Source organism: Streptomyces sp. NBC_01808 (assembly GCF_035917395.1).
Classification (GTDB): domain Bacteria; phylum Actinomycetota; class Actinomycetes; order Streptomycetales; family Streptomycetaceae; genus Streptomyces.
This window is the reverse complement of the sequence record NZ_CP109072.1, coordinates 2211734-2232093: the sequence shown is the minus strand read 5'-3', so window position 1 is coordinate 2232093 and position 20360 is coordinate 2211734. Positions and strand designations below refer to the sequence as shown.

At 72.9% G+C, this 20360-nt stretch carries 22 protein-coding genes; 7 read left to right on the top strand and 15 right to left on the bottom strand.

What is annotated here, in order from left to right:
- Positions 1 to 15 precede the first annotated feature (15 nt).
- From chvE to OG946_RS09445, 5 genes are all read right to left on the bottom strand, one after another.
- Positions 16 to 1134, bottom strand: a complete 1119-nt coding sequence (gene chvE / locus OG946_RS09465) for a multiple monosaccharide ABC transporter substrate-binding protein (RefSeq protein WP_326795690.1) — start codon at positions 1132 to 1134, stop codon at positions 16 to 18.
- Positions 1135 to 1139: 5 nt separating this feature from the next.
- Positions 1140 to 2198 carry a hypothetical protein gene (locus OG946_RS09460; RefSeq protein WP_326795689.1) on the bottom strand — a complete coding sequence of 353 codons (1059 nt, stop codon included), beginning with the start codon at positions 2196 to 2198 and terminating at the stop codon, positions 1140 to 1142.
- A gap of 76 nt (positions 2199 to 2274) precedes the next feature.
- Complete coding sequence (locus OG946_RS09455; protein ID WP_326795688.1) at positions 2275 to 3291, bottom strand: zinc-dependent alcohol dehydrogenase; 1017 nt, start codon at positions 3289 to 3291, stop codon at positions 2275 to 2277.
- Between the two features lie 87 nt (positions 3292 to 3378).
- Positions 3379 to 4485: an aldose epimerase family protein gene (locus OG946_RS09450; RefSeq protein ID WP_326795687.1), complete on the bottom strand. Its 1107-nt coding sequence runs from the start codon at positions 4483 to 4485 to the stop codon at positions 3379 to 3381.
- A gap of 72 nt (positions 4486 to 4557) precedes the next feature.
- The gene (locus OG946_RS09445) at positions 4558 to 5460 is read right to left on the bottom strand and encodes an SGNH/GDSL hydrolase family protein (protein WP_326795686.1); all 903 of its coding nucleotides are present in this window, start codon (positions 5458 to 5460) and stop codon (positions 4558 to 4560) included.
- Between the two features lie 226 nt (positions 5461 to 5686).
- Here OG946_RS09445 and OG946_RS09440 point away from each other — a divergent pair, with 226 nt between their 5' ends.
- Entirely contained in the window at positions 5687 to 6181 is a 495-nt protein-coding gene (locus OG946_RS09440) for a DUF3145 domain-containing protein (RefSeq protein WP_047015564.1), read from the top strand.
- 66 nt (positions 6182 to 6247) lie between these two features.
- On the opposite strand, the gene fabF is transcribed toward OG946_RS09440, so the two are convergent.
- From fabF to OG946_RS09415, 5 genes are all read right to left on the bottom strand, one after another.
- Entirely contained in the window at positions 6248 to 7513 is a 1266-nt protein-coding gene (fabF, locus tag OG946_RS09435; RefSeq protein WP_326795685.1) for a beta-ketoacyl-ACP synthase II, read from the bottom strand.
- A gap of 109 nt (positions 7514 to 7622) precedes the next feature.
- Complete coding sequence (locus tag OG946_RS09430) at positions 7623 to 7871, bottom strand: acyl carrier protein (RefSeq protein ID WP_101424732.1); 249 nt, start codon at positions 7869 to 7871, stop codon at positions 7623 to 7625.
- Positions 7872 to 7947: 76 nt separating this feature from the next.
- On the bottom strand, positions 7948 to 8982 hold the full coding sequence (locus OG946_RS09425) for a ketoacyl-ACP synthase III (protein ID WP_326795684.1): 1035 nt from the start codon (positions 8980 to 8982) through the stop codon (positions 7948 to 7950).
- Complete coding sequence (locus OG946_RS09420; RefSeq protein ID WP_326795683.1) at positions 8979 to 9929, bottom strand: ACP S-malonyltransferase; 951 nt, start codon at positions 9927 to 9929, stop codon at positions 8979 to 8981. The genes OG946_RS09425 and OG946_RS09420 overlap by 4 nt, the downstream gene beginning before the upstream one ends.
- A gap of 89 nt (positions 9930 to 10018) precedes the next feature.
- Positions 10019 to 11233 carry a PucR family transcriptional regulator gene (locus tag OG946_RS09415; RefSeq protein ID WP_078898202.1) on the bottom strand — a complete coding sequence of 405 codons (1215 nt, stop codon included), beginning with the start codon at positions 11231 to 11233 and terminating at the stop codon, positions 10019 to 10021.
- A 111-nt stretch (positions 11234 to 11344) separates the two neighbouring features.
- Between OG946_RS09415 and OG946_RS09410 the strand changes: the two genes are divergently transcribed.
- Entirely contained in the window at positions 11345 to 12016 is a 672-nt protein-coding gene (locus OG946_RS09410; RefSeq protein ID WP_326795682.1) for a pirin family protein, read from the top strand.
- A gap of 278 nt (positions 12017 to 12294) precedes the next feature.
- Here OG946_RS09410 and OG946_RS09405 read toward each other — a convergent pair whose 3' ends face one another.
- The gene (locus OG946_RS09405; protein ID WP_326795681.1) at positions 12295 to 13221 is read right to left on the bottom strand and encodes an NmrA/HSCARG family protein; all 927 of its coding nucleotides are present in this window, start codon (positions 13219 to 13221) and stop codon (positions 12295 to 12297) included.
- 104 nt (positions 13222 to 13325) lie between these two features.
- Here OG946_RS09405 and OG946_RS09400 point away from each other — a divergent pair, with 104 nt between their 5' ends.
- The 3 genes from OG946_RS09400 (at position 13326) to OG946_RS09390 (ending at position 14615) form a co-directional block, all read left to right on the top strand.
- Complete coding sequence (locus OG946_RS09400) at positions 13326 to 13895, top strand: TetR/AcrR family transcriptional regulator (protein ID WP_326795680.1); 570 nt, start codon at positions 13326 to 13328, stop codon at positions 13893 to 13895.
- An 88-nt stretch (positions 13896 to 13983) separates the two neighbouring features.
- Positions 13984 to 14211 (top strand): AbrB/MazE/SpoVT family DNA-binding domain-containing protein, encoded by a 228-nt coding sequence (locus tag OG946_RS09395; protein ID WP_326795679.1) that lies wholly within the window; start codon positions 13984 to 13986, stop codon positions 14209 to 14211.
- Positions 14199 to 14615: a type II toxin-antitoxin system VapC family toxin gene (locus OG946_RS09390; RefSeq protein WP_326795678.1), complete on the top strand. Its 417-nt coding sequence runs from the start codon at positions 14199 to 14201 to the stop codon at positions 14613 to 14615. Before OG946_RS09395 ends, OG946_RS09390 begins: the two co-directional genes overlap by 13 nt.
- Before the next feature lie 357 nt (positions 14616 to 14972).
- On the opposite strand, the gene OG946_RS09385 is transcribed toward OG946_RS09390, so the two are convergent.
- Together OG946_RS09385 and OG946_RS09380 are read right to left on the bottom strand one after the other, a co-directional pair.
- A complete protein-coding gene (locus OG946_RS09385; RefSeq protein ID WP_326795677.1) occupies positions 14973 to 15104 on the bottom strand; it encodes a hypothetical protein in 132 nt (43 codons plus the stop codon).
- A gap of 84 nt (positions 15105 to 15188) precedes the next feature.
- The gene (locus OG946_RS09380) at positions 15189 to 16028 is read right to left on the bottom strand and encodes a serine hydrolase domain-containing protein (protein ID WP_326795676.1); all 840 of its coding nucleotides are present in this window, start codon (positions 16026 to 16028) and stop codon (positions 15189 to 15191) included.
- A gap of 86 nt (positions 16029 to 16114) precedes the next feature.
- On the opposite strand from OG946_RS09380, the gene OG946_RS09375 reads away from it, so the two are divergent.
- Both OG946_RS09375 and OG946_RS09370 read left to right on the top strand, forming a co-directional pair.
- On the top strand, positions 16115 to 16528 hold the full coding sequence (locus OG946_RS09375; RefSeq protein ID WP_326795675.1) for a MerR family transcriptional regulator: 414 nt from the start codon (positions 16115 to 16117) through the stop codon (positions 16526 to 16528).
- Positions 16516 to 17538, top strand: a complete 1023-nt coding sequence (locus tag OG946_RS09370) for an aldo/keto reductase (protein ID WP_326795674.1) — start codon at positions 16516 to 16518, stop codon at positions 17536 to 17538. Before OG946_RS09375 ends, OG946_RS09370 begins: the two co-directional genes overlap by 13 nt.
- Before the next feature lie 263 nt (positions 17539 to 17801).
- Here OG946_RS09370 and OG946_RS09365 read toward each other — a convergent pair whose 3' ends face one another.
- Positions 17802 to 18359, bottom strand: coding sequence for a hypothetical protein (locus OG946_RS09365; RefSeq protein WP_326795673.1), 558 nt, complete (start codon positions 18357 to 18359; stop codon positions 17802 to 17804).
- A 936-nt stretch (positions 18360 to 19295) separates the two neighbouring features.
- Entirely contained in the window at positions 19296 to 20186 is an 891-nt protein-coding gene (locus OG946_RS09360) for a potassium channel family protein (RefSeq protein WP_326795672.1), read from the bottom strand.
- Between the last annotated feature and the right edge of the window lie 174 nt (positions 20187 to 20360).

Below are 20360 nucleotides of genomic sequence, written 5' to 3'. Positions count from 1 at the left end.
CGAGGACCGCAGCGGTCACTTCAGGTCCCCGGCCTTGTAGTAACCCTCCTCGACCAGCAGGTCGGTGTTGCTCTTGTCGATGCTGACGGGGTCCAGCAGGAACGACGGCACGGTCTTGACGCCGTTGTCGTACGTCTCGGTGTCGTTGACCTCCGGCTTGCCGCCGGTGAGCACGGCGTCGGTCATCTGCACGGCCTGCTTGGCGAGCTTGCGGGTGTCCTTGTAGACGGTCTGGGTCTGCTCGCCGGCGATGATGGACTTCACCGACGCCAGCTCGGCGTCCTGGCCCGTGACCACCGGCAGTTCCTTGCCGCCGCTGCCGTAGCCCGCGCCCTTCAGCGCGGAGAGCACGCCGATGGAGATGCCGTCGTACGGCGACAGCACGGCGTCGACGTCCTCGCCGCCGTAGTTGCCGCTGAGCAGGTCGTCCATGCGCTTCTGCGCGGTGCCGCCGTCCCAGCGCAGGGTGGTGACCTGGTTCAGCTTCGTCTGGCCGGACCGTACGGTGAGTTGTCCTGAGTCCAGGTACGGCTGGAGCACCGCCATGGCGCCGTCGAAGAAGTAGCGGGTGTTGTTGTCGTCGGGGGAGCCCGCGAACAGCTCGATGTTGAACTTCGCGCCCTTGTCGTCGTCGAGCTTCAGCGCGTCCACGATGTACTGGCCCTGAAGCCTGCCGACCCGCTCATTGTCGAATGAGGCGTAGTAGTCGACGTTCTCCGTCTCCAGGATCAGCCGGTCGTACGCGATGACGGGGATGTCCGCCTCCTTGGCGTCGGCCAGCACCTCCGTCAGCGAGGTGTTGTCGATCGCCGCGACGACGAGCGCGTCCACGCCCTTGGTGATCATGTTGTCGATCTGCGAGACCTGGTTCTCGACCTTGTCCTCGCCGTACTGCAGGTCGGTCTCGTAGCCGGCGGCCTCGAACTGCTTCACCATGTTCTCGCCGTCGGCTATCCAGCGCTCCGACGACTTGGTGGGCATCGCGATGCCGATCGTGCCGCCCTCGGCGTCGCCCTTCTTCTCCTCGCTGCCGCCCTCGCTGTCCTGGCCGCAGGCGGCGAGGGCGAGGGCGAGCGCGGACACGGCGGCGGCGGTGCGCAGACGGGCGGCTCGGGAGGTGCGGGGGGTGCGCATGGCGGTCAGTTCCCTTCGGGTACGGAGGCGGTGGAGGACTCGGAGGCGGAGGCGGAAGCGGAGTCGGGGGTGGAGACGGACCCGGGAGCGGGGGACCCGGCCCCGGGAGCGGCGCCGGACCCGGCCCCCGGGAACCGGCGCAGCACCCCCGGCAGCCGGGACCCGGGCGGCGACATCTCCCCGCCCGCGCCGAGCCGGTCGAGGAGGTCCAGGACCAGTCGCCCCCGGCGCACCCGTTCGCGCGCGGTGGCGATCACCGTCTCGCGCATGTGGGCGCCGTACGGGTAGATCCCGGGGGCCTTGGACAGGCCGAACTTCAGGTACAGCGGCGCTCCGCGGCGGATCAGCTCGGCGGCGTCGTACATCCGCACGAAGCCGCCGAGGTCGTCGGGCGCCTCCACGTACAGGTCCATCGGCGCCGCGCTGGCCCGGCGGATCTCGGTGAGCTGCTGGAGCGAGAGGTCCGAGGGGATGTTGAGCGAGTCGGCGCCGAGCCGTTCCCACACCGCGTACGCGGCGGGGTTCACCGGGCCGACCAGCGCGGAGACCTTGAACGTGGTGTGCGCGGGCAGCTCGCCGATCTCGCGCAGCCCGTGCAGCAGCCACAGCACGCCCTCGTCCGCGACGAGCAGGCACCGCACGCCCAGTTGGGCGGCGCGCAGCGCGTCCTCCACGCAGCCGGCGAGCTGGTCGTGCCCGCGGGCCCGCAGTCCGGCGCCGCCGGAGAGGCTGCGGGTGGCGGCGCCGGTGTCCCAGGTGCCGCGCGGGCCGGTGAACAGCGACAGCTCGATGTCCCGCGCCGCGCAGGCCGCGACCATGTCGGCGATCTCGGCGTCGGTGAGCATCCACACGCCGCTGCCCTGGCTGATCCGGTGCACAGGGACCCCGAGGCGGGTGCTCTCCTCCAGCACCGCGGCCAGCGCCTCCGGGCCCTCGACGGACGGGATCTCGGTGCGCCAGCGGCCGCCGTCGGGGAAGGCGTGCGGCGAGGTGTCGACGGGGTCGGGCGGCGGGGCCGCGAAGCCGAGGCGGCCGAGGGCCGGTTCACCGGGAGCGTGAGGCACGGGACTCCTTCGTTCGTCATATCGGACGTCGTTCGGTTTCGTACCGAGGGGAAGGCCGCGGCGGCCACGCGCGCACCTACGGCCGCAGCAGCACCTTGCCCACCGCCGGATCCCGGCCGCCGACCAGGCCGACGGCCTTCTCGTACGCGTCCAGCGGCAGCTCGTGCGTGATCAGCGCCGCCGGGTCCAACTGCCCCGCGCCGAACGCCCGCACCGCGTACGACCACGCCGCCGACGAGGCGCCGAAGACCCCGTACACGGCGATCTGCCGCATCGCCAGCGCCACCGGGTCGACCCCCGCCGCCCCGCCCGGCGGGATGCCCGCGACGACGACCCGCCCCCCGCGCCGTACCAGCCCCACCGCCGCCACCGCGGAACGCTCCGCCCCCGCCGTCTCCACGACCATGTCGTACGCCCCCGCCAAGTCCCCGGCAGCGCCGGGCGCCACCGCCCGCGCACCGAACCCCCGTGCCGCCTCGGCCCGTTCCCCCCGCGGCTCCACCACCAGCAGCTCCGCCGGCGAGTACCCCGCGAGCAACTGCACCGCCAGCAGCCCCAGCGTCCCGCCCCCCACGACGGCCACCCGCTCACCCGGCAGCGGCCCCCCGCGCAGCACCGCCGCCGCGGCGACGGCCGCCGGCTCCAGCAGCGCGGCGGCGCGCAGGTCGGCGTCGTCGTCCAGGACGTGCAGCAGCCGCGCCGGCACCGTGACCGTCTCCGCGAACGCCCCGGCGCGGGTGAAGCCCGTCTCGTCGTACGGCCCGGCGCACAGGTTCGTCTCGCCGGCCCGGCAGCGCGCGCACACCTGGCAGCAGCGGAACCCCTCCGCGACCACCCGCCGCCCGGCCAGCGCCGCGTCGGCGCCGGGCCCGACCTCCGCCACCGTGCCCGACCATTCGTGGCCCGGCGTCAGCGGGTAGGTGACGTAACCGGCCGGCCGGGTGCCGTCGTACACCTCGCGGTCGCTGCCGCACACCCCGGCCGCGTACACCCGCACCCGCACCTCGCCGGGCCCCGGCGGCGGCGACGTCACGCTGCCGACCCGCGCCCGCCCCGGTTCGCGCAGCACGACCGCACGGTGGGTCACGCCCATCGAAGCCCTCCCCCCCCGTTCGAGATATCGTCAAGCGTTCGAAATCCAGGCGTTGACGCTAAGGAGGCGGGCGGCAGGTGTCAACGGTCAGCGCACGGTGAACTCGTAGACCGTGGCCGAACGGTAATGCTCGCCGGGCCGCAACACGGTGGAGGGGAAGTGCGGGTGGTGCGGGGAGTCGGCGAAGTGCTGGGTCTCCAGGGCGAGTCCGTCGCCCGGCCGGTAGGCCCACCCGGACGGCCCGGTGAACGACGGGAAGACGAAGTTCGCGGTGTAGAGCTGCAGTCCGGGCTCGGTGGTCCGCACCCGCAGCGCCCGTCCCGAGGCGGGTGAGGAGACCTCGGCGACCGGCTCGGGCGCGGCGGTGACGCCCTTGTCGAGCACGAAGTTCTGGTCGTACCCGAGGCCGATCAGCAACTGGGGGTGCCCGGAGCGAAGTTCGGCGCCCACCGGGCGCGCGGTGCGGAAGTCGAACGGCGTGCCCGCCACGTCGGCGATCTCGCCGGTCGGCGCCGAGGTGGGGGAGTTGACGGTGAACCGGCTCGCGGCGATGCGCAGCCGGTGGTCCTCGACGCTGCCGCTGCCCTCGCCGTCGAGGTTGACGTACGAGTGGTTCGTCAGGCTCACCACGGTCGGCGCGTCGGTGGTCGCCTCGTAGTCGAAGCGCAGCGCGCCCTCCGCGGTCACGGTGTACGTGGCCCGCACGTCGAGCGTGCCGGGGAAGCCCTCCTCGCCGTCCGGGCTCGTCCGCGACAGCAGCAGCGCGGCGGCCCCCGGCGCGGCCGGCGCCGCGGCGGCGGCCCACACCCGCTTGTCGAAGCCGCGGGCGCCGCCGTGCAGGCAGTTGGGGCCGTCGTTGGCGGGCAGCGGGTAGGTGCGGTCGCCGAGGGTGAGGGAGGCGCCGGCTATGCGGTTCGCGTACCGCCCGATGAGCGCGCCGAAGTACGGCTCCGGGTGCTCCACGTACTCGTCCACGGTCGCCAGCCCCAGCACCACGTTGGCGTACCGCCCCTCCCGGTCCGGCACCTCCACGGACTGCACGATCCCGCCGTACGACAGCACCCGCACCCGGGTGCCGCCCGCGACCAGCGTCCACCGCTCGACGGGCGTGCCGTCGGCGAGCTTCCCGAAGGGCTCGGCGGTCACGGAGGGCGCCGGCACGGCGTCGGGCGGGGGCAGGGGAGTCTCGGCCATGACAAAACCCTATGCGGCCTGCGGGGCCGCCCCGCAGGCCGCCGCCCGCCGTTCGCCCCGCCTATCCCTCCGCTATCCCTCCCGGGCCTCCCGGAGCTTCTTGTACGCGATCTCCGCCAGGACGTTCTGGCCGTCCTCGTCCGGGTGGAAGGAGTCCCAGCGGCTCAGGTGGTCGCCGGTGAAGGCGTACCGGAACGCCGCCCCGTCGTCGTACACGCACAGCGGATGCTTCCCGCACTCCTCCGCCAGCACCGCGTTGTACTCCACCACCCGGTCCTGCACCTCCTCGCGCCGGCTGCTGGCCGTCGCCCCGAGGTCCGAGGGGTCCGCGAGCATCGACTGGCAGATGCCCAGCGACCAGATCTGCCGGGTCACCGTGCTGCCCCGGCCCACCTCCCACAGCCGCATGAGGCTCGGCACGCTGGACACGTACACCTGCGTCCGCGGCAGGTCGGACTCCAGCCGGTCCAGCGAGTCGGCCACCGCCGTGCGGTAGTCCGCCACCGGAGTCATCTCCTCCGCGCTCTTCGTACAGGCGTCGTTGGCCCCCATGAGTATCGTCACGAGATCCGGGCGGCGGGCGATGGCCTCGCCCGTCTGGACCGGCAGATCCGCCACTTGCGCGCCCGAACGGGCGAAATTCCAGGTGTGCCCCGACGGCTTGTCCAGTAACCGCTGCGCGAGGCTGTCCACATCCTGCGAGTCGCCCGTCGACCAGGACTTCTCCGGGCAGTCGGTCAGCGGCTCGCAGGCGTGGAACCCGCGGGTGATGGAGTCGCCGAGGGCGGCCACCGACTTCGGCGGCCGGGGTGCAGCCCGGGCCTCCCGCGAGGGCGCGCCCGCGTTCTCCGCGCCGCCTGACGGCGCGGCAGATCCCTTGTCCTTCCCCTGTGTCGCGCCCTCGCCGGTGCAGCCGGCGAGGACCAGTGACATCGCGACCGCCCCTGTGAAAACGAGTGCCGCCCCTTTGCGCATCCCTGCGCTCCCTCCCGCCCCCGAGGTCCTCCTGCGAACGTAGGTCAGCATGCCCAGGACCGACCGTACGGCACGCGCGGGGTGCGACAGCACGGTAGCTTGGCTGATGCTGAACGGGCCGTATCGCGGCGGGATAGCACCCGGTAACGGAGTGTCCTGTTTACCCGGAAAGGCGACCCGTGGTGTTTACTCTAGGCAACTTCGAGCCCGCGGATGGAGGCCCCCGGTGACGACACGTGGAGTTCTGTTCGTCCACTCTGCCCCGCGGGCGCTCTGCCCGCACATCGAGTGGGCGGTCGCCGGCGTCCTCGGCGGCCGGATCAGCCTCGACTGGATCCCCCAGCCCGCCTCGCCCGGCACCTGGCGCGCGGAGTTCTCCTGGCAGGGCGAGCCCGACACCGCCTCCCGGCTCGCCTCCGCGCTGCGCGGCTGGCACCTGCTGCGCTTCGAGGTCACCGCCGAGCCGTACGCCACCGCGGAAGGCGAGCGCTACAGCTCCACCCCCGACCTCGGCATCTTCCACGCCGTCACCGGCGTGCACGGCGACATCCTCATCCCCGAGGACCGGCTGCGCGCGGCGCTGGCCCGCGCGCAGCGCGGCGAGACGCAGTTGGAGGCGGAGATCGCCAAGCTGCTGGGCAAGCCGTGGGACGACGAACTGGAGCCCTTCCGCCACGCGGGCGAGGGCGCACCCGTCCGCTGGCTGCACCAAGTCGTGTGACCCGGCGGGCCGTCGGGCCCACCGGGTCACGGTAGAGACAACAGGGACGGGCAGGGGACCGCCGGGTCAGACCGAGCGGAACGCCAGCACCACGTTGTGGCCGCCGAAGCCGAACGAGTTGTTCAGCGCCACGATCGGTCCTTCGGCCGGCAACGGCGTCGCCGTCACCGCGATCAGCGCCGGGTCGACCTCGTCGTCCGGGTCGTCGACGTTGATCGTCGGCGGTGCGACGCGGTGCTTGACCGTCAGCACCGCCGCCACCGACTCGATACCGCCGGCGCCGCCCAGCAGATGGCCGGTCATCGACTTCGTACCGGAGACCAGGACGTGCCCCAGCTCGTCGCCGAAGACCTTCTCCATGGCCTTGATCTCCGCCACGTCGCCCTGCGGCGTCGACGTCGCGTGCGCGTTGACGTGGACGACCTCGGCGGGCGTCAGGTCGTTGTGCGCGAAGAGGTTCTCCAGCGCCGCCGCGATGCCGCGGCCGCTCGGCTCCGGCTGCGCGATGTGGTGCGCGTCCGCCGACAGCCCCTGGCCGACCGCCTCGCAGTAGACCTTCGCCCCGCGCCGCTTCGCGTGCTCCGCGGACTCCAGCACCAGCACGCCCGCGCCCTCGCCGAGGACGAAGCCGTCGCGCGCCTTGTCGTACGGGCGGGAAGCGCCCTGCGGGTCGTCGTTGTTCTTCGACATCGCCATCATGTTGGCGAACGCCGCGATGGGCAGCGGATGGACCGCCGCCTCCGTGCCGCCGGCCACGACGACGTCGGCGCGGCCGGTGCGGATCATCTCCACCGCGTACCCGATCGCCTCCCCGCCGGAGGCACAGGCGCTGACCGGCGTGTGCACGCCGGCCCTGGCGTTGATCTGCAGGCCGACGTTGGCCGCCGGGCTGTTGGGCATGAGCATCGGCACGGTGTGCGGGGAGACCCGCCGGGCGCCCTTGTCCCGGAGGTTGTCGTACTGCTCCAGCAGCGTCGTCACGCCGCCGATGCCGGAGGCGACGACCGCGCCCAGCCGGTCGGGGTCGACCGCCGCGTCCTCGCCCGCCTTGGCGGTGAACCCGGCGTCGGCCCACGCCTCCCGGGTGGCGACGAGCGCGAACTGCGCCGCCCGGTCCAGCTTGCGGGCCTGCGGCCGCGGGATGATCTCGGTGGGCTCCACCGCGACCTCGCCCGCGAAGTGCACGGGCAGGTCCGCGGCCCAGGCGTGGTCCAGGTCGGCGATGCCGGAACGGCCGGCCACCAGGCCGTCCCAGGTGGATGCGCTGTCGCCACCCAGCGGTGTGGTGGCGCCGATTCCGGTGACGACCACGGTGCGATCGGTCGCGTTCACGTCGATGCTCACTCCGAAGGTTGAGGTGTTTCTACGGCGCCACCGCGGGCTGCCGCCCGCGCCCGGGGGCGCGGGGGGAGGGGGTGGCGACAGCGGGAGAGCCGGTCGCTCAGCTCTGGTGCTTGAGGATGTAGTCCGTGGCGTCGCCGACGGTCCTGAGCGCCTTGACGTCGTCGTCCGGGATCTTGACGTCGAAGCGCTCCTCGGCGGCGACGACGACCTCGACCATGGACAGCGAGTCGACGTCCAGGTCGTCGGTGAACGACTTGTCCAACTGGACGTCCTCGACCGGGATGCCGGCGATCTCGTTCACGATCTCCGCGAGACCGGCGACGATCTCTTCCTGAGTGGCGGCCATCTTGGGGACTCCTTCTTTCCGTTCCTTGAGGGTTCTCATGGGAGTGAGCTGCGCGCCGGGCGGGCCCGGCCGCGGGTCAGGGGAGGGTCACGACCGTGGCGGCGTAGACCAGTCCGGCCCCGAACCCGATGACGAGGGCGGTGTCCCCGCTCTTCGCCTGCCCGGTCGCCAGCATCCGCTCCATGGCCAGCGGGATGGAGGCGGCCGAGGTGTTGCCGGTGGTCTCGATGTCGCGGGCGACCGTGACATGCTCCGGCAGCTTGAGGGTCTTCACCATCGAGTCGATGATCCGCATGTTGGCCTGGTGCGGGATGAAGACGTCCAGCTCGTCCGGCGTGATGCCGGCGGCGTCCAGGGCCTCCTGGGCGACCTTGGCCATCTCGTAGACCGCCCAGCGGAAGACCGTCTGGCCCTCCTGGGTGAGCGCGGGGAACTTCACGTCGCCGTTCTCGTCCAGGGGCAGTTGCCCCACGTCGCCGACGCGGAAGCGGTCCCACGGCACGGTCTGCTTGATGGTCTCGTGCTTGTCGCCCTCCGAGCCCCACACCGAGGGGCCGATGCCCGGCTCGTCCGCGGGGCCGACGACGACCGCACCGGCGCCGTCGCCGAAGAGGAAGGCGGTGGTCCGGTCGGACTTGTCGGTGAGGTCCGACAGCCGCTCGACGCCGACGACCAGCACGTGCTCCGCGCTGCCCTCCACGATCAGGCCCTTGGCCAGCGTCAGCCCGTACCCGAAGCCGGCGCAGGCGGCGGAGATGTCGAACGCGGCCGGCTTGCCGGCGCCCAGCAGATGCGCGATCTCGGTGGCCACCGACGGCGTCTGCATGAAGTGTGAGACGGTCGAGATGATCACGGCGTCGATCTGCTCCGCCGTCACGCCCGCCGCCGCGAGCGCCTTGCCCGCGGCCTCGACGGACATCTGCGCGACGGTCTCGTCGGGCCCTGCCCAGTGCCGGGTGGAGATGCCGGAGCGGCTGCGGATCCACTCGTCGGAGGAGTCGATGTACTGCAGGATCTCCTCGTTGGGCACGACGCGGGTCGGGCGGTAGCCGCCGACGCCCATGATGCGGGCGTACGGAGCACCCTTGGTGGGGCGGATCTTCGCGGTCATGCGCTCTCCTCCGCGGCGGCGGCCGTCTCGGCGACGGCGGCGCGGGCCTTTTCGATGTCCTCGGGGGTCTTCAGCGGCACCGCCGCCACGCCCTTCAGGGCGCGCTTGGCGAGTCCCGTGAGCGTGCCGCCCGGGGCGGCTTCCACCAGTGCGGTCGCGCCGTGCGCCGCGAAGGTCTCCATGCAGGCGTCCCAGCGCACCGGGCTGGCGACTTGCGCGACCAGCCGCTCGACGACCTCCGCGCCCGAGGCCACGACCCGGCCGTCGCCGTTGGACACGTACGGGATCCGCGGGTCCGCGGGGGTGAGCTGCCCGGTCTTCGCCGCCAGCGCGGCCACGGCGGACTTCATGTGCTCGGTGTGGAAGGCGCCGGCGACCTTCAGCGGCACGACGCGGCGCGCCCCCTCCGGCTTGTCCTCGGCCAGCTCGGCGAGCTGCGCGGCGGTGCCGGCGGCGACGATCTGCCCGGCGCCGTTGACGTTGGCGGGGGTGAGGCCGAGGCGGTCCAGGTGCGCGAGCACGGTGTCCTGCTCGCCGCCGAGCACGGCGGACATGCCGGTCTCCGTGACGGCGGCGGCCTCGGCCATGGCCAGGCCCCTGGCCCGTACCAGCGCGATGGCCTCCTCGTCGGTGATCACCCCGGCGAGCGCAGCGGCGGTCAGCTCGCCGACGCTGTGCCCCGCGACCATGCCGACCTGCCGGCGCAGCGGCCCGGGGCCTTCGAAGAGCGCGTACGCGCTGACGAGGCCGGCGGCGACCAGCAGCGGCTGCGCCACCGCGGTGTCGCGGATCTCGTCCTCGTCCGCCTCGGTGCCGGCACGGACCAGGTCGAGCCCGGCGACGTCCGACCAGGCCGACAACCGCTCGGCGACGCCGGGGAGGTCGAGCCAGGGGGTGAGGAAGCCGGGCGTCTGGGCGCCCTGGCCGGGAGCTACGAGTACGAGCACCCTTCAACCTTCTCTTGTCGGGGGTGTCTGCCGCCCGTGGGGACGGGGACGAAGAACACCTGAGGGATTTGTGGAGTCCGAACAAATGACTACGGCTGGGGTTCCGTCTCCGTCAGCCGGCCGAGGATCAGTGCGATACGCAGAGTAAACGCCGAACGGACATCGGACGGGGACCAGCCCGTGACATCGGTCACACGTCGCAGCCGGTAGCGAACGGTGTTGGGGTGAACGAACAACATCCGCGCGGCGCCTTCGAGGCTCGACGCCTGCTCCAGGTAGACGCTCAGCGTCTCCAGCAGCGCGGAGCCGGCCTCCGCGAGAGGACTGTAGATCTCCTCCACCAGTTGTTCACGCGCCGCCGGATCGCCGGCGATCGCCCGTTCCGGCAGCAGGTCGTCCGCCAGCACCGGCCGCGGCGCGTCCTCCCAGGCCGAGCACGCCTTCAGCCCCGCCGCCGCGGCCTGCGCGGAGCGCGTCGCGGCCAGCAGGTCGCCGACGACCGGGCCGGCCACCACCGGACCCTGCGCGAACGGGCCGATCAGCGCCTTCGCCGCCTTCAGCGGCTCCGCGCTGCCGCCCGCGATGACCACGAGCCGGGTGCCCAGCACCCCCGTCAGCACCTGGAGCTTCGCGTGCCGCGCCGCCCGCCGGATCGCCTCCACGGTCAGCTCGCTGTCACCGTCCGGCGCGGTGCCCAGCACCACGCACACGTGGTCCGGCGAACTCCAGCCGAGCGCCGCCGCGCGGGACACGGCACCCTCGTCGGCCTCGCCGGACAGCACCGCGTTGACCACCAGTGACTCCAGCCGGGCGTCCCACGCGCCGCGGGCCTCCGCGGCCTGCGCGTAGACCTGGGCGGTGGCGAAGGCGATCTCGCGGGCGTAGACGAGCAGCGCCTCGCGCAGCGCGGACTCGTCGCCGGGCGCGGCCACGTCCTCGATCGCGGACTCCATCACCTCGATCGTCGTACGCACCATCTCCACCGTCTGCCGCAGCGTGATCGCCCGGGTCAGCTCCCGCGGCGCCGTGCCGAACACGTCGGTGGAGATGGCCTGCGGCGTCTCGGGGTGCCGGAACCACTCCGTGAACGCCGCGATGCCCGCCTGCGCGACCAGCCCGATCCACGAGCGGTGCTCCGGGGGCATGGCCCGGTACCAGGGCAACTGCTCATCCATCCGGGCGATGGCGGCGGCGGCCAGTTCCCCGGACGACTTCTCCAGCCGGCGCAGGGTCGCGGTGTGCGGATGCTGCAACCGAGCGGCGTCACGGTCGGGCGGCTCGGGTGTCTCGGTCGGTTCAGGCACGGGTCTAGCCTGCCCTATCCGGGTCGCGCCGGACGAAAGCGGCGTCCTCCCGCGGTGACTCCGGCCGCTTCGCGGGGCTTCGGGCGGCTTCAGGCGGCGTACGGTGGCGGGGTGATTCAGCTACGGCGGGGGCGGGGGCGCTACCGCGGCGGGGACGCGGGCGCCGGAATCGAGACGCTGCACGCGTTCTCCTTCGGCGGCTTCTACGACCCGGACAACGTCCGCTTCGGCGCGCTCGTCGCCTGCAACGAGGAGCGGCTGCGGCCCGGCGCGGGCTTCGCCGAACACCCGCACCGCGACATGGAGATCGTCACCTGGGTCCTCGACGGCGAGCTGACCCACGAGGACTCCGCCGGCCGCACCGAGACCGTCCGCCCCGGGGACGTCGCGCGGCTGTCGGCGGGCACGGGCATCCGGCACGTGGAGCGCAACGCGGGCCCGGCGCCGCTGGCGTTCCTCCAGATGTGGCTGATGCCGGCGGCCCCGGGCGGCGACCCCTCCTACGAGGTGGTCCGCGGCATCGCCGACGGCACGCCGCTGGCGGTCGAGCGGGCGGCGTCGGTCCTGCACGTGCGCCGGCTGCGGGCAGGGGAGCGGACGGCGCTGCCGGACTCGCCGTGGGTGTACGTGCACGTGGTCCGCGGCGCGGTCCGCATCGGCGGCGAGACCCCGGCCGCGGGGCCGGGGGACGCGGCCCGTATCGCCGGCTGCGAGGGACTGGACCTGACGGCGGAGGGCCCGGCGGCGGCGCTGGTGTGGGAGATGCAGGCGGCCGGGGAATAGGGCTTCCGGCGTGGGCGCTTGACGTCCACGGGAAGTCCTGCGCCAGCATCGCCAGGAGCGTGGCGCGGGCTATCTCCCAGTGATCGCGGTGCCGCGGGTGCGCGCCGCGTTCGTGGTGACGCGCGCGCCGTCGGACGGCGACGGGCGGTAAGGAGGCGGAGTTACTCACGCCCCCATGGGGAGCCCGAACGGGCCCGGCGGGCAACGGTATCGTTCCGGCCACGAACCCGCCGGGCGGGTCGCCGGGCAGCGGATGGCGGCTCGGGTGGGCGTCGGCGTCAGAGGCCGGCTCGCAGGTGGTCCCGGGCCCACTGCCCGAAAGTGGTGAGCGGGATGCCGAGGGCCGTGGCGTACCGGGGGCGGCCGGGCTGGCCGGCGGTGTTCAGCCACTCGTGCGCGACGCCCATCGGCGGCATGCCGGCGGCAAGGGCCTCCTCGGCGGTCATGTCCGGCGCGGGCAGGTGCGTACCGAGGACCCGGGAGAGGACTTCGGCGATCTCCGTCATCGACAGGTAGTCGCTCGCCAACTCCAGCTCGACCCGGTCGAACCGCTCCGGCTCGGCGATCGCCGCGGCCGCCGCGCGCCCGATGTCGGCCACCGCGACCAGGGAGAGCCGGGTCCCGGGGTTCAGGACGCTCACCAGGCCGCCCTCGATGCCGCGCGGGAAGAGAAAGCCCATGGAGGGGAGGAAGTTCTCCATGAAGGTGCCCGGCTTGAGGAGCGTCCAGCGCGGGAAGCCGGCCGCGCGGAGGTGGTCCTGGACCGCGGCCTTGGCGGTCAGGCTGGCCTCCACCGCCCAGCGTCCCTCGGCCCAGCCGGGGGTCTCGGTGTGCTGTCCGGCGCCGGTGACGGAGGTGTGCACGAACTGCCGGACCCCGGCGGCCTTCGCGCCCTCGATGAGGTTGACGCCCTGGGCCACCTCCCCGTCGAAGTCGAAGCCGAAGCCGTCCGCGGTCACGGCGGGCATCTGTACGGAGAACACCGCCCGGGCCCCGGTCGCGGCCCGGATGACGGAGTCGCGGTCGTGGAGATCGCCGGCCACCACCTCGGCGCCGAGAGCCGCGACGGCCCGGGCCCGGTCACCGCCCGGGTCCCGTACCAGCGCGCGGACGGGAACACCCGCCGCCCGCAGGGCGCGTGCGGTGGCGCCGCCCTGCTTGCCGGTGGCGCCGGTGACCAGGACGGGCGCGGAATCTGCGGACATGGCGCTCCTCGGATGCTCGCCGGGGCTAAACGGCGGGGCCCGCCGTTTAGCTCTCGGGTACGATACGGCGGGCCCCGCCACTTAGCAAACACGGAGGCGACACCATGCCCGGGACCGGCCGGCGCGCAGACGCCCGGCGCAACTACACGCGCATCCTCGCCGTGGCCGAGGAAGAAGTAGCCGCGCACGGCGCGGGCGCCTCCCTGGAGCAGATCGCCCGTACCGCGGGCGTCGGCTCCGCGACCGTCCGGCGGCACTTCCCCACGCGCCGCGCCCTCCTGGAGGCGGTCTCCAGAGAGCGGATCGAGGTCCTGCGCCTCCGGGCCCACGCCCTGACCGGCAGGGCGGACAGCCGCGGCGCGCTGCTGGAATGGCTGGACGAGGTGGTCGCCTACTGCGTCACTGCCCGCGGCCTGGCCGCCGCTCTCTGCTACGACACCGCCGGGGCGGACCCCGTACGCGGCAACACCTGCGCGGCGGCACTGGAAGAAGCGGCGGCCCCGCTGCTGCACCGGGCGGTCCAGGACGGCAAGGTGACCCCGGACGCCACGGTGGCCGACCTGATCACCCTGATCGTCGGCATCACCCTGGCCACGGAACACCACCCGGACCCCGCCACCGAGGCGAACCGGCTCTTCCGCCTGGCCGTCACGGGCCTGAGCCCGCAGAGCTGAGGAGGGCCCTGGCGGGTACGTCCCTGCCCGGCGGCGCAGACCGCGGCCAGTTGGTATCCTTTACTTTGTGACAGAGAAAGTAAGGAAAGTGCGACGCTGCACCGCCAAGGTGTCCAGCAAGAACCAGATCACTCTCCCTGTCGCCGCGCTGCGCGCCGCCCACATCCACCCCGGCGACATACTGCGCGTCGAGGTCGACGACCAGGGCAGGCTGACCCTGGTGCCGGAGCAGGATCCGCTGGATGCGGTCGCGGTCTTCCCCGGGCTCTCCGACAGCGCGGACCTGGAGGCGGAGCGCGACGCATGGGACGCGTGATCCTCGACTCCAGCGTCCTGCTCGGGCTGCTCGACCCCGGCGACGCGCTGCACGCGTCCGCACGGCGGGCCGTGTCGGCCATGCGGCACGACGGGCACGAACTCGCCGTTCCCGCATCGGTGCTGAGCGAGTGCCTGGTACGCGCCCACCGGCAGGGGGGAAGCGGCACGGCTGCCGAAGTGGAGAAGGCCATCGACCGCATCGCGGTCGATGTACTGCCCCTCGACCGCCGTATCGCGCGCGTCGCGGCGGCCCTCAGGGCCCAGCAGAAGGCACTCCGGCTGCCGGACGCGCTGGTGATCGCCACGGCGACGGCGACGGGCGCATTCGCGGTGCTGACCGGCGACAGACGCTGGGACGGCGTCGACCCGCTCGTGGAGATCGTCACCCCGGACGAGCAGTGACCTGAACACGGCGCACCCTCAAAAGAGGCGATCAACCGGGGGCTGGCGAGGGGCGGTTACGATCTGCCTCCTTCGTCAAGAAACGATGGACGACAGCATGCCGGTTATCAGCAAAGTCTGGGCTTCCTGACGCGTCGTGGTGTGGGCGAAGCCGGCTCGGGCGAGCTGGTCGGTCCATACGCGGGGCTGAAGCACCCAGCGGTGCATCGTCGTTGCGTCGCCCGCCGGCGTTCTCGCCGGGATGCCGGCGCAACCAGCCCATCCCCTGCGCCGGCAAGGCAGTCAGCACCTACCTCGCCGGCGGCCCCCTCCCCCCGGCCGACCGCACCTGCACACCCTGACCGCCCGGCCACCGCCTCAGTGCGCGGTGGCCGTCCGCAGCCCGAACGCGATCAGCACCGCACCCGCCAAGCGGCTGGTCGGCTCCGTCTCCTCGGCCAGCTTCACCACCGCCACCGCCGCGACCACCACCCCCGCGACCGTGACCAACTTCTCTCACGCACTGCCGAATCCGAAAAGCATGCGAACCTCCCCCTCACTGGCAGTGAGCCGAGCGCCGGCCAGTGACAGAGGTCACTTGCCCGCGGCCAGCTCCGCCAGCACCCCGTCCGTGAACGGCGGCCACGCCTCCGTCGCCCAGTCCCCGAAGCCCTTGTCCGCCAACGCCACGCACGCCGCCCCGTGCCCCGCCGCCGTCGGCGCCTCCGGGTCCACCCACAGGAACGTGCCCGACTGGCCGAAGTGCCCGTACGTGCCCGGGGACGACGACGCGCCCGTCCAGTGCGGCGACTTCCCGTCGCGGATCTCGAAGCCCAGGCCCCAGTCGTTCGGGTTCATGTGGCCGTAGCCCGGCAGCACGCCCTTAAGACCGGGGAAGCAGACCGACGTCGCCTCCGCGTGCGTCTCGTCCGAGACCAGCCGCGGCACCAGCAGCTCACCCGCGAACCTGGCCAGGTCCGCGGCCGTCGACGTGGCGTCCTTCGCGGGGGAGCCGTCCAGCGTCGTCGCCGTCATGCCCAGCGGCACGAACACCGCGTCCCGCACGTACTCCGTCAGCGGTATGTCCGTCGCCTTCGCGAGGTGGTCGCCCAGGACCTCGAAACCGGCGTTCGAGTACAGCCTGCGGGTGCCCGGCGCGGCCATCACGCGGTGCTCGTCGAAACCGAGCCCGGACGTGTGGGCCAGCAGGTGGCGCACCGTCGAGCCCTCGGGACCCGCCGGCTCGTCCAGCTCGATCGCGCCCTCCTCGACGGCCACCAGCGCCGCGTACGCCACCAGGGGCTTCGTCACCGACGCCAGGGAGAAGCGGTGGTCCGCCGGGCCGTGGGCCCCGGCGAGCGAGCCGTCGGCGCGTACCGCCGCGGCCGCCGCCTTGCCGACGGGCCACGACTCGATCACAAGCAGGCTGTCCATGCGCCGAGCCTAACGCGCGCATATCTTGTTGCTTGGAGTGCACTCCAAGTCAGTAGCTTCGACGCGTCGAGAGTGGGGAGCCGGCAATGAGCCTGACCACAGCGGCCCGGGTGCGCCCCGTGGGCCAAGATCACTACTCCATCAGCGAGGTCGCCTCGTACACCGGGCTGAGTGCCCACACCCTGCGCTGGTACGAGCGCATCGGGCTGCTCAACGGCGTACACCGCTCGCACACCGGGCAGCGCCTCTACACCGACGGCGACCTCGACTGGCTCGACCTCATCGGCAAGCTGCGGCTCACCGGGATGCCCGTGGCCGACATGGTCCGCTACGCCGAGCTGGTACGGGCCGGGGACCAGACCATGCCGGAGCGCACCCAGCTCTTCCGCGAGCACCGCGAGGTGGTCAGGCAGCAGATCGCGGATCTGCAGACGACGCTCGCCGTCCTCGACTTCAAGATCGAATTCTACGAGGGAGCAGCCTCCGGATGCACTCCATGAACACCCCCGTCGCCACCGTCCCCCTCGGCACCGACGGGCCCCGGGTCGGGGTCCAGGGACTCGGCTGCATGGGCATGAGCTTCGCGTACGGGCCCACCGACGCGGACGCCGCCCGGGCCACCCTGGACCGCGCGCTCGAACTCGGCATCACCCTGTACGACACCGCCGACATGTACGGCGACGGCGAGAACGAGAAGTTCATCGCCCCCTTCATCCGCGCCAACCGGGACGCCGTCACCCTGGCCTCCAAGTTCTCGCTCTCCACCGACCCCGAGGATCCGCAGAAGCGCGTGATCCGCAACGACCGGCCCTATCTGCGCTCCTGCATCGAGGGCAGCCTGCGCCGGCTCGGCGTGGAGACCATCGACCTGTACTACATGCACCGCCGCGACCTGCGCGTCCCGATCGAGGACACGGTCGGCTTCATGGCCGAGCTGGTCCAGGAGGGCAAGGTGCGGCACCTCGGGCTGAGCGAGGTCACCGGCGCGGAGCTGCGCGCGGCGCACGCGGTGCACCCGATCGCTGCGGTGCAGTCGGAGTGGTCGGTCTTCAGCCGGGACGTGGAGCGGACGGCGGTGCCCGCGGCGCAGGAGCTGGGCGTCGCCTTCGTGCCGTACTCGCCGCTCGGCCGGGGCTTCCTCACCGGGTCCTTCGTCAATGCAGAGGAGGACCTGACCGCCGACGACTTCCGCCGGACGATGCCGCGCTTCACCGGCGGCAACGGCGCGAAGAACGCCGAACTGCTCGCGCCGCTGCGGCAGATCGCCGAGGCGCACGGGGCGACGCCGGCGCAGATCGCGCTCGCGTGGGTGCACGGGCAGGCGGCGCTGCGCGGGATGACGGTGGTGCCGATCCCGGGGACGCGGAAGCCGTCGCGGGTGGAGGAGAACGCCGCGGCGACGGTGATCGAGCTGACGGAGGCCGAGCGGGCGCTGCTGGAGCCGCTGGCCGGGCAGGTCGCGGGGCCGCGGTACGCGGACGTCAGCTTCACGTCCGCGGGCCGGGAGTAGCGGGGTCTGGAGCGGCGGGGTGCGTCCGTGGTCCGCGAGTACCGGGGCCGGAGCAGCGATTGGACGCCGACTTGCCGTCCAGCCCCATTGTCTTCCCGTTGCGGCACAGACACTGACCGGGCATGAACCAGGGCGGGGGTGCCCCGGCCTCTCACGTCTTCGTCGGCCGTCGTCGAGCGAGTCGCAGCGGTCCTCCAGTCGCACGCACCAGCCTGCTCGCACCGCTCGGCGACGGGCCCTCGCGGTCGATGTACGTGGCCCGGCTACCGGGCGGCACTCCGGCGGGGCCCGCCCTGGGGGGATTGCGTCCGGGGCGGCAGAGCATCAGACTCGGCCCGCTGCCCGCCTTGCTGGCGAGAGTCGGTGGCCCGGCTGTCGAACGACGCGGGCAGCAATGCACTGACGCCCGCAGCCGTCGCGCCGGGGCGGAGGTGCACGGGGGCATGCTGCGTGCGGGCGCTGCCGTGCTGGGTGTACGGGACATTGCCATGGGTGTACGGGACATTGTCATGCCGGCTGTGCGCATGCGCTTGGTCGAGCGTCAGCCCCTGCATTGCCTGCGGCAGTGGATCCTCCCCGGACGCCCGGGCCCCCACATTCGCGGTGTGGTGATACCCGGACCAGTCGTGCGACCACTGGTCGTCGTGCGTCTCTGTCTGGGATGTTTCCGGCGACTCGGCCTCCGCAAGGCACTCCCGCAGTTCTTGCTGCGCCGACGTCGCCACGGCGTAGTCATTCCGCTGCACCCCTGCGGCGAGCGCCTGGTGGTACACATCGTCAGAGGCCAAATTAAGATCAGGATGAGCCAGGAACGTCGGCACCGCCCAATCCGACGGGCCACGCCCCAGGCTGATCCCGGTCGACCGCCACACTTGCAGACCCGGCCCTCCGGGACCCAGTGCCACCAACGTCCCCTCCGGTGGTACCGCCGGCCAATACGGCGCCTCCAGCCGTACGCGATAAAGGGCGTACAGCTGCAACGCCTCACCAGCAGCCTCGGCCGTAGCCGAGGTCTCCCGCGCATTATTCGGTGGCATGGTGGCCTGCGTCCTCTCGTTCTTGTGGAACTCCTACCGCACCGCCACAACGTGTCGCACCACCGTCCGGTTCACACCGCGGCCCGTACCCCACCCCACGAGCTGACGTTCCCGGCTGGTACGGGCTGGCGCGGAGCGTGGTCGGCCGGGCCGCCGCACCGTGGCATTCCACGGGATACCAGGCTGGATGGCGGGTAACGCTCCTGCCACCTCTCGGAGCCGGCCCGGCCGGTGTGGCGAGCCCTGTCCGCCCCGACGGTCTCGACCGGGGCGACGTGTGCAGCGTTGGATGATTGCTCTTGACCGGCGCTGGGGTCCGCGGCCCGCGAGGTGGTAAGCGATCACGAGCTTCGCCCTCAGGTGCTTGGCTCGCGGTGACCTCTCCTTGGGCGCCGTACGCGAAATGGCCCGGTCTGGCGCCGGGAGTGCCCCGGCCGGTCGAAGCACCGGCGTGACCTGCACGTTCCGGTCCTTTGACCGGCTACACCACCCGGCGGGACGCCATCGATTCGGGCTGGATCGCCGGGCGTTGCCACGAGTCGGGGCCGGATTTCTCCGCCTGGGTGGTGCCGGTGCCGCGGACGGCCTGGTGGGGATTGGGTAGTGGGCTGGGCGCGTTGATGGGCAGAGGTTGGGCCTGGTTTGTCGGGATTGTTAGGGTATGTTGCTGCGAGTTCGTAGCGGTTTCGTTCGTCCGGGGACTCTGTCCTCACCGTCCCGTCACTCCCGGGGAGCCGCCGGTCGCGGGACGGCCTCGCCTGCCGGCCCCGGTACGGCCCCGCCCGCCGGGGCCGCTCCCGCCTGGCGCAGGGCCGTGACCTCCGCCCGTAGTGACGCCACCTCCCGCGTCAGCTCCCGTAGCGCCGCCGTCTGCTGCTCCTCGTGCTCGCTCTCCCGCTTCACCTGCGAGATGAACCAGGCGGCGATGTTCGCCGTGACCAGACCCAGCAGCGCGATCCCGGAGATCATCAGCCCGATCGCGAGCAGCCGTCCCAGGCCCGTCGTCGGGGCGAGGTCCCCGTACCCGACCGTGGTCATCGTCGTGAACGCCCACCAGACGGCGTCGCCGACGGTGTGGATGTTCGCGTCGGGCTTTCCCCGCTCCACCTCCAGCACCGCGAGCGCGCCGAACAGCCACAGCACCAGGACCGAGCCCGCCACGTACGTCGTCAGCCGGACCTGGGCGGCGGCCGTCGCGAGCCGGCCGGTGAGGAGGAGCGCCGAGACCAGCTGGAGCAGCCGCAGCGGGCGGATGAGCGGCAGCAGCACCGCGCAGAGGTCGAGCAGGTGCGTGCGTACGAACCGCCAGCGGTCGTCGGCCAGCCGCAGCCGTACGGCGTAGTCCGCGGCGAAGACGGCCCACACCGCCCACGTCGCTGTTCGGCACGCCCGGTGCAGGGCGTCCGGCAGCCCGGGGTCCAGGACCGGCACGGCATACGCGGCGGCGAAGAGCAGCGCGAGCCCGAGCAGCGGACGCCGCGTCCGGCGCTCCCACCGCGCCAGCCGCGGCTGCGGCGCGGGGGCGGTGGCCCCGGATGGTGCGGGCGGCGCGGCCACGGCGGCGGGCCCGGCGTCCGCGTGCTCGGGGATGCTGTCCGGCGTCATGGGCATGGCCCGATGCTACGGAGACCCCGCGGCCGGCGGCGCGGCGGCGGCGCGGCTCAGGCCTGCCCGGCCCCGCCGCCGCTTCGCCCCGCCGTCCCCGCCGGAGTCTCGCCGTCCCGTCGAAGTGCTGCGTCCCGCTGCCCCGGCGGCGGCGCCGCTCCGCGCTGGGCCGCGCCGCCC